Annotated in this window: 12 protein-coding genes and 1 tRNA gene; 5 read left to right on the plus strand and 8 right to left on the minus strand. The window is 67.9% G+C overall.

Translation table 11 applies throughout. From position 1 onward, the window contains the following. Window positions 1–195: 195 nt before the first annotated feature. The 5 genes from acs to tsaD form a co-directional block, all read right to left on the minus strand. Window positions 196–2,139: an acetate--CoA ligase gene (gene acs / locus JQ639_RS26540; protein WP_211968594.1), complete on the minus strand. Its 1,944-nt coding sequence runs from the start codon at window positions 2,137–2,139 to the stop codon at window positions 196–198. 226 nt (window positions 2,140–2,365) lie between these two features. Beyond that, on the minus strand, window positions 2,366–3,046 hold the full coding sequence (locus JQ639_RS26545) for a class I SAM-dependent methyltransferase (protein ID WP_211968593.1): 681 nt from the start codon (window positions 3,044–3,046) through the stop codon (window positions 2,366–2,368). A gap of 37 nt (window positions 3,047–3,083) precedes the next feature. After that, window positions 3,084–3,497 carry an EVE domain-containing protein gene (locus tag JQ639_RS26550; protein WP_211968592.1) on the minus strand — a complete coding sequence of 138 codons (414 nt, stop codon included), beginning with the start codon at window positions 3,495–3,497 and terminating at the stop codon, window positions 3,084–3,086. 9 nt (window positions 3,498–3,506) lie between these two features. Further along, a complete protein-coding gene (locus JQ639_RS26555; RefSeq protein ID WP_211968591.1) occupies window positions 3,507–4,496 on the minus strand; it encodes an NAD(P)H-dependent glycerol-3-phosphate dehydrogenase in 990 nt (329 codons plus the stop codon). A 17-nt stretch (window positions 4,497–4,513) separates the two neighbouring features. After that, window positions 4,514–5,605, minus strand: a complete 1,092-nt coding sequence (gene tsaD, locus JQ639_RS26560) for a tRNA (adenosine(37)-N6)-threonylcarbamoyltransferase complex transferase subunit TsaD (RefSeq protein ID WP_211969045.1) — start codon at window positions 5,603–5,605, stop codon at window positions 4,514–4,516. A gap of 114 nt (window positions 5,606–5,719) precedes the next feature. On the opposite strand from tsaD, the gene hemC reads away from it, so the two are divergent. The 5 genes from hemC (at window position 5,720) to JQ639_RS26585 (ending at window position 10,676) form a co-directional block, all read left to right on the plus strand. After that, window positions 5,720–6,667 (plus strand): hydroxymethylbilane synthase, encoded by a 948-nt coding sequence (gene hemC, locus JQ639_RS26565; RefSeq protein WP_211969044.1) that lies wholly within the window; start codon window positions 5,720–5,722, stop codon window positions 6,665–6,667. Between the two features lies 1 nt (window position 6,668). Further along, entirely contained in the window at window positions 6,669–7,412 is a 744-nt protein-coding gene (locus JQ639_RS26570; RefSeq protein ID WP_211968590.1) for a uroporphyrinogen-III synthase, read from the plus strand. 107 nt (window positions 7,413–7,519) lie between these two features. Continuing rightward, window positions 7,520–8,779: a COG4223 family protein gene (locus tag JQ639_RS26575; RefSeq protein WP_211968589.1), complete on the plus strand. Its 1,260-nt coding sequence runs from the start codon at window positions 7,520–7,522 to the stop codon at window positions 8,777–8,779. Between the two features lie 21 nt (window positions 8,780–8,800). Further along, window positions 8,801–10,513, plus strand: coding sequence for a heme biosynthesis protein HemY (locus tag JQ639_RS26580; RefSeq protein WP_211968588.1), 1,713 nt, complete (start codon window positions 8,801–8,803; stop codon window positions 10,511–10,513). Window positions 10,514–10,600: 87 nt separating this feature from the next. Then, window positions 10,601–10,676, plus strand: a tRNA-Thr gene (locus JQ639_RS26585). Window positions 10,677–10,779: 103 nt separating this feature from the next. On the opposite strand, the gene JQ639_RS26590 is transcribed toward JQ639_RS26585, so the two are convergent. From JQ639_RS26590 to JQ639_RS26600, 3 genes are read right to left on the minus strand one after another with little or no spacing between them, the layout of a single operon-like run. Then, entirely contained in the window at window positions 10,780–12,741 is a 1,962-nt protein-coding gene (locus JQ639_RS26590; RefSeq protein WP_211968587.1) for an NAD-dependent epimerase/dehydratase family protein, read from the minus strand. Next, window positions 12,738–13,667, minus strand: coding sequence for a transketolase family protein (locus JQ639_RS26595; protein WP_211969043.1), 930 nt, complete (start codon window positions 13,665–13,667; stop codon window positions 12,738–12,740). Before JQ639_RS26595 ends, JQ639_RS26590 begins: the two co-directional genes overlap by 4 nt. After that, window positions 13,664–14,443 carry a transketolase gene (locus tag JQ639_RS26600; RefSeq protein ID WP_211968586.1) on the minus strand — a complete coding sequence of 260 codons (780 nt, stop codon included), beginning with the start codon at window positions 14,441–14,443 and terminating at the stop codon, window positions 13,664–13,666. Before JQ639_RS26600 ends, JQ639_RS26595 begins: the two co-directional genes overlap by 4 nt. Between the last annotated feature and the right edge of the window lie 57 nt (window positions 14,444–14,500).

A 14,500-nucleotide genomic window follows, 5' to 3' on the forward strand; every position in this document is an offset into this window, starting at 1 on the left:
GGTAGAAATAAAATCCGTGCAACAAAGTAAAGGGCTGGAAAACAACACTCGCCGGCAAAGCGTACCGCCGCCGGCCCTGCCGACTGAAAATTACGTGATCGGTCAGGGACCGTGCGTGCCGCGCCGGGGCGGGTTCCAAATGAGGAGGGCCCCGGACGGTGTCCGGGGCCCGATCGGTCGGGGTGGAAGGGGCGATCAGCCCTTCTTGTTCTGGCGGTTCTTGATGAGGTCGTCGACCACGGCAGGATCGGCGAGGGTCGAGGTGTCGCCGAGGCTGCCGAACTCGTCCTCCGCGATCTTGCGCAGGATGCGGCGCATGATCTTGCCGGAGCGGGTCTTGGGCAGGCCCGGCGAGAACTGGATGAGGTCGGGCGAGGCGATCGGCCCGATGTCCTTGCGCACCCACGCGACCAGTTCCTTGCGCAGCTCCTCGGTCGGCTCCGTCCCGGTCATCAGGGTGACATAGGCATAGATGCCCTGGCCCTTGATGTCGTGCGGATAGCCGACCACGGCGGCTTCGGAGACCTTGGTGTGCGCCACCAGCGAGCTCTCGACCTCGGCGGTGCCCATGCGATGGCCGGAGACGTTGATGACGTCGTCGACGCGGCCGGTGATCCAGTAATAGCCATCGGCGTCGCGGCGGCAGCCGTCGCCGGTGAAGTACTTGCCGGCATAGGTCGAGAAGTAGGTCTGCATGAAGCGCTCGTGGTCGCCGTAGACCGTGCGCATCTGGCCGGGCCAGGACCGCGTGATGCAGAGATTGCCCTCGGTGGCGCCCTCAAGCACCTTGCCGTCGGCGTCGACGATTTCCGGCACGACACCGAAGAACGGCCGTGTCGCCGAGCCCGGCTTGAGCGCGGTGGCGCCGGGGAGCGGCGTGATCAGGATGCCGCCGGTCTCGGTCTGCCACCAGGTGTCGACGATCGGGCAGCGGCCGTCGCCGACGACATGGTAGTACCATTCCCACGCCTCGGGATTGATCGGCTCGCCGACCGAGCCGAGCAGGCGCAGCGAGGCGCGCGAGGTCTTCTTCACCGGGGCGTCGCCGGACTGCATCAGCGCGCGGATCGCGGTGGGCGCGGTGTAGAAGACGTTGACCTTGTGCTTGTCGATGACGTTCCAGAACCGCGAGTTGTCCGGATAATTCGGCACGCCTTCGAACATCAGCGTGGTCGCGCCGTTGGCGAGCGGCCCATAGAGAATGTAGCTGTGGCCGGTGACCCAGCCTACGTCGGCGGTGCACCAGTAAATGTCGCCGTCGTGATAGTCGAACACGTACTGATGGGTCATCGACGCGAACACCAGGTAGCCGCCGGTGGTGTGCACGACGCCCTTCGGCGTGCCGGTCGAGCCGGACGTATAGAGGATGAACAGCGGATCTTCCGCGCTCATCTCCTCGCACGGGCACTCGGCGGGGACGGTCTTGGCAGCCTCGTCATAGAACAGGTCGCGGCCGCTCTGCATCGCGACGTTGCCGCCGGTGTGGCGCACCACGACGATGCTCTCGACGCCGCCGGCCTTCTCCGCCGCCGCATCGGCGTTGGCCTTGAGCGGCACCTTCTTGCCACCGCGCAAGCCCTCGTCCGCCGTGATCATCACGGTGGAGCGCGCATCCTTGAGGCGGCCGGCCAGTGAATCCGGCGAGAAGCCGCCGAACACCACCGAGTGAATGGCGCCGATGCGCGCGCACGCCAGCATCGCATAGGCGGCTTCGGGGATCATCGGCAGGTAGATGGTGACGCGGTCGCCCTTCTTGACGCCGCGCGACTTCAGCACGTTGGCGAACTTGCTGACTTCGGCGTGGAGCTGCTTGTAGGTGATCTTCCTGTCGCTGCCGGGATCGTCACCTTCCCAGATGATGGCGACCTGATCGCCGCGCTTGGCGAGATGGCGGTCGATGCAGTTCCAGGCGACGTTCAGCGTGCCGTCCTCGAACCATTTGATCGAGACTTCGCCTGGGGCGTACGAGACGTTCTGCACCTTGGTGAACGGCTTGATCCAGTCGACCCGCTTGCCGTGCTCGGCCCAGAAGCCGTCCGGGTCCTTGACCGACCTGGCATACATGTCCTGGTAGCGGGCGTCGTCGACATAGGCGCGCTGCGCCCACTCGGCGGGGACCGGATAGACTTTCTGAGACATGTTTCCTCCACTGCGCGTTCGGTCGCGAGCACATGCACCCGGCAGGCGCGCGTTTTGCTGGCCGATTATGCTGCCCTTTACGGCGGCGACAAGCCGAAAGGAATAGGACTTTTGTCGCCCGAAGTCAGCCGTATCGTGAGGGCACCGGCGGTGTGATCACAACGTCGTCCGGTTCACGACAGCGAAGCCGCTTCCGCGTGCGTCGCCGCACTGTGCATCCGCCGGGTTATGGCCGGGCGGCGAGCGTCCAGACGGCGGTGTGCTTGATCTCGGTGTCCTCGAGCTCGCGCGTCACCGGCACATGGTAGTCGGCGAGCCGGCGCAGGCGATCCCTGGGCAGATAGCTGCGGCCGGGGTCGCCGATCAGCACCGTGGCGCCGGCGGCGGCATGTCCGGACAGAAAGGCGAGGGCGCGCTCGGCCGTGTCGCGTTCATAAAAGATGTCGCCGGCCAGCACGGTCTGCACCGGGGAACAAGTGGCGCCGGCGAGCACGTCGCCATCGCCGACGGAAATCGTCACGTCGTTGGCCTGCGCGTTGAGCCGCACGGCCGCGAGGGCAAAACGGTCGATGTCGGCGGCGCACACGCTGCGCGCGCCGGCCTTCATCGCGGCGATGGCGACGAGCCCCGAACCTGAGGCGAGATCGAGCACGTCACGGCCGGCGACCGCGTCGGGATGGTCCAGCACATAGCGCGCCAGCGCCTGTCCCCCGGCCCAGGCGAACGCCCAGAACGGCGGCGGCAGGCCGGCTTCACCCAGTTCGTCCTCGGTCTTGGTCCACAGCGGCACGGCCTCGTCGGCGACATGCAGCGCGATTTCCGGCACCAGCGGCACGGCGCGCAGCCGCGTGTTGGCGCGGATGAAGGCGACGGGGTCGGTGATGCGCTCGCCGGATGCCCCGGTCATGACGGCATCCGCCGGGGTTGTGCCGGGCGTGCCGGCGTCACAGTCCGCCCAGCTTGCAGACGTGCTTCCACTGTTCGGCGGTCACGCTCTGCACCGAGAGGCGGGAGTACTTCACGAGATCCATCTCGGCCAGCTTCTTGTCGGCCTTGATGGTGGCGAGCGTCACCGGTGTTTTCAGCGGCTTGTCGGCCTTGATGTCGACGCAGACGAACTTGGCGCTCTTGTCGGTGGGATCGAGATAGGCCTCGCGGATGATCTCGACGATGCCGACGATCTCCTTGCCCTCGTTGGAATGATAGTAGAAGGCGAGATCGCCTTTCTTCATCTTTTCCAGATTCTGTTTGGCAGTGTGGTTGCGCACGCCGGTCCAGGGCTCGCCCTTGGCGCCCTTGGCGACCTGCTGGTCCCACGACCACACCGACGGTTCGGATTTCACCAGCCAGTAAGCCATTTCGTTCTCCTATCCTTCCGCCTTGAACGGTCGCGTCAGCAGGCCGTTGATCGCGGCGTCGATGTCGATGCGGCCGTCGAGGATCGCGGCCACCGCTTCGGTGATCGGCATGTCGATGCCGCGCGCGCGGGCGATGTCGAGCAGCACCGCGGCGGTGAATGCGCCTTCGGCGAGCTTGCCGCCGGCGGCGTCTGCCGGGCGCGCGCCCTCGCCGAGCGCGATGCCGAACGAGAAGTTGCGGGACTGCCGGCTCGAGCACGACAGCACGAGATCGCCGAGGCCCGACAGCCCGGCCAGTGTCTCCGCACGGGCGCCACAGGCGCGGCCGAAGCGCGCCAGTTCGGTGAAGCCGCGGGTGGTCAGCGCAGCCAGCGCCGAGGCGCCGAGCTGGCGGCCGGCGACGATGCCGGCGGCGATCGCCAGCACGTTCTTGGCCGCGCCGCCGATCTCGACGCCGCGCACGTCGGTGGTGTGGTAGGGCCGGAAGGTCGGTGAGCCAAGTGCCTGGCACAGTGCGGCCGCGGTCGCCTCGTCATCGCTGGCGAGGGTCACCGCGGTCGGCAGGCCGCGCGCGACGTCGTCGGCGAAGCTCGGGCCGGACAGGATCGCCGGCACGGCCTGTGGTGTGAGTTCAGCGATGATCTCGGTCATGTAGCGGCGCGTGCCGCGCTCGATGCCCTTGGCAGTGGCGATGATCACCGTGCCGGCAGCGACGTCGTTCGCGAATACCGCGAGTGCCGCCCGCAATGCCTGCGCCGGTACGGCCAGCAGCACGATCTGCGCCGCGGCGGCATCGGCGGCGGTGCCGCTCACGGCGACGGCGCTGTCGAGACGCACGCCCGGCAGGCGCGGCGATTCGGCGCGGCCGGCGATGGCCGCCGCGCTTGCGGCGTCCCGCGCGACCAGCGTGACGCTGCGGCCGGCCCGCGCCGCGGCATTGGCGAGCGCGGTGCCCCAGGCGCCGGCGCCGACCACTGCTACGGTTGAAAACGATGGCATACGCTGATCGGCCTTCTTCAGTGCCGCGCGCGGGTGTTGGCGAACTGCGCCGGGGTCGGCGTCGTCTCGTCCAGCCGCCAGCGCGCGCGGGGCGACGTTTCCATGGTATCGACGAGGCCTAGCGCGAGGCGCTCGAGGCCCGCCCAGGCGATCATCGCGCCGTTGTCGGTGCACAGCGCGGGTGGTGGCACCACCAATGAGGTGCGCGCCTTGTCGGCAACCGACTGCAGCGCGGTGCGAATCGCCTTGTTGGCGGCGACGCCGCCGGCCGCGACCAGGGCGCGCGGCGCGCCAAAGCGCTCGCGGAACAGTTTCAGGCCGGCACTCAGGCGGTCGGCGGTGGATGCGATCACGGCGGCCTGGAAGCCGGCGCAGAGGTCGGCGATATCCTGCGGGGCGAGCGGCGCGCTGCGCTCCGCCTCGTTGCGAACGGCGGTCTTCAGGCCCGAGAACGAGAAATTTGCGTCCGGCCGCCCGAGCATCGGACGTGGCAGCGCAAAGCGTCCGGCATCGCCGGCCGCGGCAGCGCGCTCGACATGCGGGCCACCGGGATAGCCGAGGCCCAGCATCTTGGCGACCTTGTCGAAGGCCTCTCCGATCGCATCGTCGACGGTGGTGCCGAGCCGCACATATTCGCCGACGCCGCGCACCGCGACAATCTGGGTGTGGCCGCCGGAGGCGAGGAACAAGCAGTAGGGGAAGGTCAGCGGCGACACCAGGCGTGGCGTCAGTGCATGCGCCTCGAGATGGTTGACCGCAATCAGCGGGGTGCCGTGCACCAGCGCGATGGCCTTGGCGGTCGTCAGCCCGACGATGACACCGCCGATCAGGCCGGGTCCTGCCGCCGCCGCGATGCCGTCGAGCCGGTCGAAGGCGATGCCGGCGTCCCTCATGGCGGTGGCCACGATGCCGTCGAGACAGTCAACATGGGCGCGCGCCGCGATCTCGGGAACCACGCCGCCGAACGGCGCGTGCTCGTCGATCTGCGAGCGGACGACATCGGACAGGATCCGGCCGCTGCCGTCGGGCAGGCGTTCGACCACGGCCGCGGCGGTTTCGTCGCAGGTGGTTTCGATGCCCAGCACTAGCGTTGGCGTCTGCGTGTCCAAATTCAACCCTTTTGTTCGTCTTTCGGCTCTTGCCTTTGCCGGCAAACCGGCGCTTCCCTTTTCGGGCCCGGCGTAGCATTACCGCGCCCGGAGAAAAAGGTGGAGAGACAAGACGTGCAGGCGTCCGGACCGGACATCGTCGCGACCATCGGCACGCGGGGCAGCCCGCTGGCGCTGGCCCAGGCTCACGAGGTGCGTCGGCGCCTGGTACAGGCGCACGGCCTCGACGAGGCGCAGATCGCGATTCGGGTGATCCGCACCTCCGGCGACATGATCCAGGATCGTGCCCTGCTCGAAGCCGGCGGCAAGGGTTTGTTCACCAAGGAGATCGAAGAGGCGCTGCTCGCCGGCGGCATCGATATCGCGGTGCATTCGTCGAAGGACGTGCCAACCTTCCTGCCGGACGCGACATGGCTGTCGGCGTTCCTGCCGCGCGAGGATCCGCGCGACGTCTTCATCAGCCACAAGGCCGCTTCGCTCGCCGCGTTGCCAGCGGGCGCGGTGGTTGGCACCGCGTCGCTGCGGCGCCAGGCCATGGTGCTGCGGCTGCGGCCGGACCTGAAGGTCAACGTCATCCGCGGCAACGTCGAGACGCGCCTGCGCAAGCTTGCGGAGGGCGAGGCGGACGCGACGCTGCTGGCGCTCGCCGGCTTGCGGCGCCTCGGCATGGAAGACAAGGCGACGCACGTCTTTTCGGTCGACGAATTCCTGCCCGCAGTGGGCCAGGGAGCGATCGCGATCGAATCGCGGCGTGACGACGACCGCACCAATGCCTTCGTTGCGCGCATCACGGATCCGGACACCGAGATCGCGCTCAACGCCGAGCGCAGCTTCCTGGCACTCCTCGACGGCTCGTGCCGCACGCCGATCGGCGGGCATTGCCGGGTCGCGGGTGATCGCATCCACTTCCGCGGCCTGATCATCTCGCCCGACGGCAAGGCGTCGTTCGAGACCGTGCGCGAGGGCGCACGTGCCGATGCGATCGCGCTCGGCACCGATGCGGCGCGCGAGCTGCGGGATCGTGCCGGCGAACAGTTCTTTATGTTGTTCGGCGGGGCCTGACGTGGCCGTGCTGGTCACGCGGCCGGCGCCGGACAATGCCGCCACGGTGGCGGCGCTGCGCGAGCGCGGCATCGCGTCGCTGCTCGCGCCGATGCTGCGGTTCGAAGCCGTCGCGGCGTTCGAGGATGCGGCGGACTACGACGGACTGATCGCGACCAGCGCTAACGCGTTGCGCGCGGCTGCCGATCATCCGGCGCTGGCGCAGTGGCGCACTCTGCCGCTGTTCGCCGTCGGCGAGCATACGGGCGAGGCGGCGCGTGCGATCGGCTTCGCCGATGTGGTCGCCGGCCGGGGGGGCGCCGATGCCCTGCCTCCTCTGGTAGAATCCTACTTCGCGCGAGGGGCCCGCAAGACCGGACAGCGGCCGGCGCTGCTGCACCTCGCCGGCGCCGATATTGCTCATGATCTGTCCGCGCCGCTTGCGGCACGCGGCATCGACGTCATCGTGCGCATGGTCTATCGCATGGCCGCGGTGTCGCATCTGCCGCGCGAGGTGTGCAACGCTTTCGCCGCGAATCAGATCGATGCGATCCTGCATTTCTCCCGCCGCAGCGCGCAGGCCTTCGTTGCCGCCGTGCGGTCCGAAGGCGTCGAGATCACGGCGCTGGCGCTGCCGCAGTGCTGCCTGTCCGACACCATCGGCGCGGTGCTGCGCGGTGCGGGAGCCAGCCGCGTGATCGTGACGGCCGCGCCGAACGAGCGCGCGATGCTGGAAGCGGTGGACCGCGCGCTGCAGCCACGCTAGCGCGGGTGTCCAGACAAAAGTTTGTGGGCGCCACCGCGTGCCCCGGCCGCAAAACCGCGCTAGTGTCCACCCGGTGCACCGCTGTGGCGCGACAGGAGTGAATGTGGATGGTCGACGACACCCCCAAGGACAGTGGTCCCGCGTCGGAGACCGTGATGGAGGGCGGTCGCCGGCCGCGCACCCCGCCCACGATCGAGCTCGAAGCGTCCCGGGTGGAGACCGCCGAAGCGCCGGCGGACGATGCTTCGCAGGCCGTTGACGCGGACACCGGGCACGATTCGGCCGGCAGTGCGTCGGCGGACGCCCCGCGTGCGTCCCGGGCGCCCGGCCGGGCGGGCGGGGTCGTGGCCGCAGCGCTGGCAGGTGGCGCCGGCGCGCTGGTGATTGGCGGCGCGGCCTGGTTCGCCGGGGTGATCGGCAATTCAAGCTCGCAGAACATGTCGATGGTCGCGACGGTCGAGACTCTGGCCGCGCGGGTGGCGCGGCTCGAAGCGGTGCCGCCCCCGCCGACGACGCTGAAATCGGATCCGGCCATCGCCGCGCGGGTTGAGGGCATGGAGAAATCGATCATCGCGGTGCGCGACAATCTCGCGACGCTGCGCGAGCAGGTCGAACGCATGGCCAAGACCATGGATGAAATCAAGGCCGCGCCGGCGAGCGTCGCGGCCGTTCCGCCGCCGGACCTGTCGGCGTTCGACACGCGGATCGCGCAACTCGACAGCCGCGTTCAGGCGCTCGTCGCACAGACCGCGCAAATTAAAGGTGGACAGGATCGGACCGATGCGCGTCTGGCCGACATCTCGACGACCACCGCGAAGGCGGCGGCGGCGAGGCCTGCCGACGAGGTGCGCGTGCGGCGCGCGATCGCGGCCGGGGCGCTCGAGCGCGCCGTGCGTGACGGCGAGCCGTTCGCGCCGGCGCTCGAGGCCGCAAAGCGCCTCGCGGAAGATCCAGCGGTGCTCAAGCCGCTCGATGCCTTTGCCACAATGGGCCTGCCGAGCGCGACAAGCCTCGGGCTTGCGTTCGTGACGCTGCGGCGGAGCGTAGAGCCGGCGTCCACCGGTGTGGCGGCGCCGCCATCCGCCGGCTGGCTCGACCGGCTGCGGATGAGCGCCGAGCGCCTTGTGAAAATCAGGCATGAGGGAGCGGCTGCTTCATCCGACGGCAGCGACGCGCTGGCGCGAAGCACGGCCGCCGCGTCACGCGGCGATCTCGCGGCGGTCAAGCGCGAGCTGGCTGCCCTGCCGGAGGCGGAGCGAGCCCGCTTTCAGCCCTGGATCGACAAGGTCGCGGCGCGGGATGCCGCGCTCGCGGCCGCGCAGCAGTTCTCGGCCAATGCCATCACGGCGCTCGCCGCCACACCATAGTCGCACCCACAGGTCGTGCCGATGCTCCGAATCATTCTGTTCCTTGTTCTGATCGCGCTGGCGGCGTTCGGCGCGGCATGGGTTGCCGATCAGACTGGCGATGTCGTGCTGACCTGGGGCGGCTGGCGGGTCGAAACCAGCATGCCGGTGTTCGTGCTCGGCCTCGTGGTCACCGTGATCGTGGCGATGCTTGTCTGGATGCTGGTGCGTGCGCTGTGGCGCGCGCCGGCGAGGCTGCGCCGCAGCCACCGCGAACGGCGGCATGCGCGTGGCCGCCGTGCCATCACCCACGGTTTGCTGGCAATCGGTACCGGCGACGCAGTGGCTGCGCGCCGCCACGCCCATATCGCGCGGCGCGATGCGCAGCACGACCCGCTAGCACTGCTGCTGCATGCCCAGACGGCCCAGCTCGACGGCGATCGCGGCGGGGCTCAGCGTGCGTTCCGCGCCATGGCGGAGCGCGAGGATACGCGTCTGCTCGGTCTGCGTGGCCTGTTTGTCGAGGCGCAGCGCGCCGACGATCCGGTGGCGGCGGTGGCGATCGCCGAGGAAGCGCTCAAGGTGGCGCCGGCGGCGCCGTGGGCGTCGCATGCGATTCTCGGCTTTCGCTGTGCCAAGGGCGACTGGGACGGGGCGCTGCGACTCCTCGACGACAGTTTCTCCGCCGGGCAGGTCGACAAGGCGACGCACCGCCGCCAGCGCGGCGTGTTGCTGACGGCGCGGGCCCTGGAACTCGCGACGCAGGATCGCGACCTGTCGCGCGAGAGCGCAATGGAGGCCGTCAAGCTGGCGCCGACGCTGGCACCGGCAGCGGTACTGGCCGCGAAGTATCTCAGCGAGGCGCATCAGGTGCGCCGGGCGATGCGCATTCTCGAAACGGCCTGGCTGGCGCAGCCCCATCCCGATATCGCCGATGCGTATGCCCATGTTCGCCTCGGCGATTCGGCGCGGCAGCGTCTCACGCGTGTCGAAACCCTGGCGGCCAAGAAGCCGGGCAATATCGAGGGGGCGCTGGCGATCGCGCGCGCGGCGATCGATGCCAGCGAGTTCGCGCGCGCGCGCGAGGTGCTGGCGCCGTTCATCGCCGCGCCGACCCAGCGCGTCGCGATGCTGATGGCGGAACTCGAACGCACCGAGCATGGCGACACTGGCCGCGCGCGCAGCTGGATGCTGCGGGCGGTGCGCGCCGCCCATGACCCGGTCTGGACGGCCGACGGTTATGTCTCGGATCGCTGGCGCCCGGTGTCGCCGGTGACTGGCCGGCTCGATGCGTTCCAGTGGCAGACGCCACTCGCCGCACTGCCGTCCGACAGCGGGGCGCATGACTTCGATCCGACCCTCGCGGTGCCACCCGAGGCCGCCCCGCCCGTGGTGGAGGCGATCGCACCGCCGGGAGACCAGGCGTCGAGTGCGCCAGCCACCGTTGTCGCGACCGCTGAGACTCACTTGGATGCTCCGGCGGCCGACGATGGAAGTCATGATGCCGGTGAGCCCGCCGAGATCACGGAGGTCGCTCCCCCGCCAGCGCCGCCGCGCGAGACGCAGCCGCCGGTGTTCCGGCCGCGCGCCGACCTGCACAAGCCGGCGGCGCCGCCGGTCATCCCCATTGTGCGTGCGCCGGACGATCCCGGCATCGACGATCCGCTGGCTGGTGACGAATTTGCTGATTCGCCCTATCCACCGCAGGCCCAGCGTGGCGGCTGGCGCGGTTTCCTGTCGCGCTGGGGCGGCTGAGGTCCGCGGCGGCACAAGTTCCCGCCGGGAGTCCTTGCCAATCGAAGCGGCGCGCTTTATCAGAAGCGCCGAAATCGCATCGATTTCGCCGCAATAGCTCAGCTGGTAGAGCACGTCATTCGTAATGACGGGGTCGGGGGTTCGAATCCCTCTTGCGGCACCACCCCTCCCTCGCGCGAGGCGTGGCGCCCGCAAGGCGGGGCTACGACAGCCTTAAACCATTGGAATATTGAGTATATTCGACGCCGGCGTGCTTCCGCCGGTCGTCAGCCGTGCTCGTCCGAGAACAGGTCGGTGGTGATGCCGTGGCGGATCAGGGCCGCCCGGATCAGCCGCGGCCGCGCCTTCACCTCGGTCATGATCTTGGCGACGTATTCGCCGACCAGTCCGATCGCGAGCAGGTTGAGCGAACCGAAGAACAGGATGGTGATCAACAGCGTCGTCACGCCACGCGGGGCGATGTCGGGGACCAGGACGCGCAGCAGCGCGGCAAGCACCATCACCAGCAGCGACAGCGAAAACAGCGCGACGCCGGACATGGTGAGCATGGTCATCGGTGCGTTGCTGAACGAAAAGATTCCCTTCTTCGCCCAGTCGAGGTTCTTGAGAAGATTGTTGGTGGAGCGGCCGAACATGCGCTCCGGACGGACATAGTCGACGCCGGTCTGGCGGAAGCCGACATAGGCGCGCAGTCCGCGCATGAACAGGTCGCGCTCGGGCGAGCGCAGCAGCCATTGGACGACCCGCTGGTCGATCAGCGAGAAATCGCCGGCATCGAGCGGAATCCGGACATAGCTGAAGGCGGCGAACACGCGGTAGAAGGCCTTGTAGAGCAGGCCCTGCAGCCACGGCATTTCGCGCTTGACGCGGCGGCCATAGACGACCTGGTAGCCCTCTTGCCATTTCGCGTAGAAGTCGGCGATGAGCTCCGGCGGATCCTGCAGGTCGCCGTCGAGCAGCACGACGGCCTGCTTGGTGGCCAGCTCCATGCCGCTGCGGAACGCCATCTGCGAGCCGAAATTGCGCGAGTGAGTGATGCCGAGAACGTGGCGGTCCTGCTCGGAGATACGGCGGATGACATCCGCGCTGTCGTCCGGGCTGCCGTCGTTGACGAAGATGATCTCGTAATCGATCTGCAGCTTGCGGAAGGTCTCGGTCAGCCGCTGGTGCATGACGGGAATCGCCTGGGCATCCTTGTAGCAGGCGATGATGGCGCTGATGCTGCGCCGCTTGTTGACGTCGGCGAGCTTCGTTGTGCCGCCGAGATCATCGGTCGACAGGGTGCGGACCCAGTCCGCCATCCTGCGAAGGCCGCTGTCGAGCGGCGTGCGGGCCTGCCATCCCAGCAGGGATCGTGCCTTGGACGGGTCGGCGTACCAGTCGCGCAGATCCCACGACCGGCCATCCATGCTGTTGAACTGCGGCGTCTCCGCCACGCCGAAGACGCCCCGCGCCACATCGACGAGCTGGCGGATGGTGGTCTTCGTGCCCGAGCCGATGTTGATGTCCTCGCCGAACATCGCGGGGTTCATCTTGACGGCTGCGAGAATGAAGGCTTCGCAGACATCGTCGACATAGACGAAGTCGCGCGACGTGTCGGGGTCGACCAGCGGCGGCAGACCGCCGGCGATGGCGCGCCGCACGAGATTGGGCATCAGGCGCGAGGTATCCTCGAGCGGACCGTAGACCGAATAGAGACGGAGATTGACGCACGGAAAATTCTTGAACTTGCCGGCGTAGCCGAGATAGCTGCCGGCGGCGACCTTCGACACGGCATAGTCGCTGTTTGGTTCGCAACGGTCTGCCTCGCCGGGTGCGGCGCTGTTACGGCCGTACTCCGAGGAACTGCCCGCATGAACATAGGCAGCCACCGGCCGCTGCGCCAGCAGCTCGACCAGCCGCACCGTCGACAGGAAGTTTGTCTCGTAGATCAGAGCGGAGTTCTTCTCGAAGGAGTACGCGCCGTAGGCGACGCAATCGAAAACCGTCTGCGGTGTCGTGCTGTCGAGCAGGTGCTTGACCGCGTTGAGGTCGTTGAGATCTGCCGCAGCGATCTGCTGCTCGGAGACGTCGCGCAGCCGCCAGTTGCGCTCGCGCTGAACCACGGCATACGCATCGCTGCGATACCGGGAGATCATGTGAAACAGGTTGGCGCCGACGAAGCCGGACGCTCCGGTCACCAGAATGGGGCCACGGAGGGCGCGGATATAGGCTTCGATATCGGTCATTCTGCAGCAGGTGTCCGTTGGAGATCGTCGACGATGCGCATCAGTGAGTCCGGATCCAGCCCGGCTTCCCGGCGCATGTAGGTCTGGGATCCGTATCGTGAGAAATGGTGTGCGGTTGCGCACAGATGGCGAATACGAATGCCACCGAGTCCATTTTCCATCAGGAATAGCGCAAGATCGCTGCCAAGGCCGCCCTGACGCACGTGCTCCTCAGCGATCACGAGATGCCCGGCGGCTTCGATCTGGCGCAGGAGATCGCCGGGCGGTGGGTTCGATGCCAGCGGCAGCTCGGAGACAGCCCAAAGGTTCGGGCGGCGGGTGTCGTCGCGCGCCTCGCACGGGCCGATGAAGCTGCCGGCAAGAGGACCCACGGCGATGACAACGGGACCCTGGCCTCGCGTGAGCTGGCGCCACGGGGCGTAGGCCGGAATGTTCCAGCCCGCGGGAGGTTCGCCACGACCGAGGCGCAGATAGCCCGGCCCGGAATGGCTGGCAGCGCGCGCGACGACGGCGTCGATATCCTGGTCGAAGACCGGTACGAAGGCCTTCATGTTGGGCAGCGTCAGCAGGATGCCGTAGTCTTCGATCGCATGGTGGGTCGGCCCCATCACGCCGTATCCGTAACCGCCGCCATTGCCGACGATCTTGACCGGCAGCTTGTGGAAGGCGATGTCGTTGCGGATCTGCTCGAAACCGCGCGCGTAGCAGAACGGGGCGATGCTGTAGACCCAGACATCCAGCTGCTGCTTGGCGAGGCCGGCGGCGACCGACATCATGTTTTGCTCGGCGACGCCCGCATTGATGAAGCGTTCCTGCATTGCTTCGCGCAAGGGTTCGAGCGCCATGAAGCCGAGATCGCCGGTCAGGAAGACGACGTCAGGCTTGCGTGCGTAGGCAACCAGTGCATCGCAAAACTGGGTTCTCATGCTGCGTCCAATTCCTGCAGGGCCTGTCGGTACAGCGCTTCGTTCAGTGGCCGATAGTGCCACTCCATCTGGTTCTCCATGAAGGAGACGCCTTTGCCCTTGACGGTCTGCAGGACGATGACCTGCGGACCCTCGGTCCGCCGCTGCATCTCCAGGCGGATCGCGTCCGCATCATGTCCGGGAACGATACGGATGTCGGCGTCGAAGCCGGCAATGCGCTTGGCTAGCGGGTTCATGGACGCAACCTCGGCCGTATTGCCGAAGCCCTGCAGGCCATTGTGATCGACGAGGATCGTCAGGTTCGAGAGGCGATGGTGGCAGGCGAAGACGAAAGCCTCCCAGGTCGATCCTTCCTGCCACTCGCCATCGGAGGTCATGCAGAACACATGACCGTCGGTCCGCTTCAGGCGGAAGGCGAGCGCTGTGCCGGAGGCGAGCGAGAGGCCGTGTCCGAGGCTGCCGGTGGCGAAGTCGACCTGCGGCAGGCCGCGCACGGGGGGGTGTCCTGCCAGCAGTGTCGCGTCGCGATGAAAGGTCTTCAAGTCGTCGTCGGTCAGCAACCCCAGCGACCAAAGGACGGTATAGAGCGCGCCGGCCGAATGTCCCTTCGACAGGATGAAGCGGTCCGCCGGCTGCATGAATTCATGGAATGTAATCATCATCGCGTCGATGGCCGACAGATTGCCGCCGATATGACCGACGCCACTGTCATAATGCATTTGCAACAGGCGCTGACGCGCCTGCCGGAAATTGGCTTCGACCAGTCGATTGTTCATCCCAAAACCTCAGATGGTCCCCTCGGGCGGGAACCCGTACCTTTCGCCCCGCAGATG

The organism is Bradyrhizobium sp. U87765 SZCCT0048, from assembly GCF_018131225.1.
Taxonomy (GTDB): Bacteria; Pseudomonadota; Alphaproteobacteria; order Rhizobiales; family Xanthobacteraceae; genus Bradyrhizobium_A.